The 272-nt window shown below is 39.0% G+C and carries 1 protein-coding gene; it reads left to right on the forward strand.

The window, feature by feature from the left end:
- Positions 1-56: 56 nt before the first annotated feature.
- A partial coding sequence (locus M2R48_RS00250; protein WP_262084748.1) for a hypothetical protein occupies positions 57-272 on the forward strand: 216 nt, incomplete at its 3' end.

Here is a 272-nt window from a genome sequence, read left to right on the forward strand (position 1 = left end):
ACAAAAGACAAATAGAAGCTATGGCAGGACAACACACATCCAAAGATAATTAGTCAGTGAAATACTACAACGCCACAACTACAGTTAAAGGGTGCTTTGTCTGTGGCTCTACAGGTACAACGCTGTCATATTTTAAAGCGGGTGATGTTTCTGCAAACTCAACAGATGCAATCAATGGTAGTCAGCTTTATACGACAAACCAGAATGTAGCTCAGAATAGCAAAGACATCGCAACCAATACGTCAAATATCGCAACGAATACATCAAATATT

This window comes from Acinetobacter sp. I-MWF, from assembly GCF_025433935.1.
Classification (GTDB): Bacteria; Pseudomonadota; Gammaproteobacteria; order Pseudomonadales; family Moraxellaceae; genus Acinetobacter; species Acinetobacter guillouiae.